Source organism: Vibrio sp. R-1, assembly GCF_035615595.1.
GTDB lineage: Bacteria > Pseudomonadota > Gammaproteobacteria > Enterobacterales > Vibrionaceae > Vibrio > Vibrio cholerae.
On record NZ_WPDC01000248.1, the window covers coordinates 1 to 776 of the forward strand.

The window sequence follows — 776 nt, forward strand, 5'->3', positions numbered from 1 at the left end:
GGACTGGAAATGCCGCGCGTTGACAGTCCCTTTGAGGCGTTTGTTAGCCGTTTTATCCAAACCTACTGTTTCGTAAGCATTAACCGACGCAAATCTCGCTCCGCACGCATAACAAAAAGAATACGAACCTTTGCATCATCATACTTGTAGAAAACACGACACGGATTTACAACGACTTCACGATAATTGAGGTGTTCTAGTTCTGGCGGGATACGTCCAGATTCTGGAAAATCGGCCAAACGTTCAACTTTTGTAAACACGGTTTGCACCAGTTGTCTAGCAGCGACGACATTTTCAAGCGCGATGTATTCAGCAATATCATTCAGATCGGATAGAGCCGGCTCCGTCCAAATTATTTCAACCATTTTGACATTCTGTCCTTAGCATCTTGATGGCTGACCACTTTTCCATCCGCTAGAGCTCGCTCTCCACGAGCAATACCTTCCAGGATCGCTAAACGGTTTTGCATAAATTCATAGTCGTCTACATCAATAAGATAAGCTGACGGTTTTCCGTGCTCAGTTATCAATACTGGCTCTTTCGTATCATGAAGATCGGCAAGGATCTTAGTGGCCTGACGTTTTAGTGACGTCACAAGTTCTACTTTCATTTGAGCTGCTCCAAAGAAACACTGGAGTGATACTATTCTATCACTCTGAGCATAGCAAGTTTTCAAACGGCTAACGCCCGCTTAAGGGGCAGCCAACGCCACTACCAACTTTCCGCATAACACCGTAATCACCAAAACCAACGCATGGTAAAAATGCCGCGCGTTG

At 45.2% G+C, this 776-nt stretch carries 2 protein-coding genes; both read right to left on the reverse strand.

The genetic code is table 11. From position 1 onward, the window contains the following. Positions 1-62 precede the first annotated feature (62 nt). Positions 63-365, reverse strand: coding sequence for a type II toxin-antitoxin system RelE/ParE family toxin (locus GOU96_RS17905; RefSeq protein WP_000229326.1), 303 nt, complete (start codon positions 363-365; stop codon positions 63-65). Next, complete coding sequence (locus GOU96_RS17910) at positions 353-610, reverse strand: type II toxin-antitoxin system Phd/YefM family antitoxin (RefSeq protein WP_000861987.1); 258 nt, start codon at positions 608-610, stop codon at positions 353-355. Before GOU96_RS17910 ends, GOU96_RS17905 begins: the two co-directional genes overlap by 13 nt. Between the last annotated feature and the right edge of the window lie 166 nt (positions 611-776).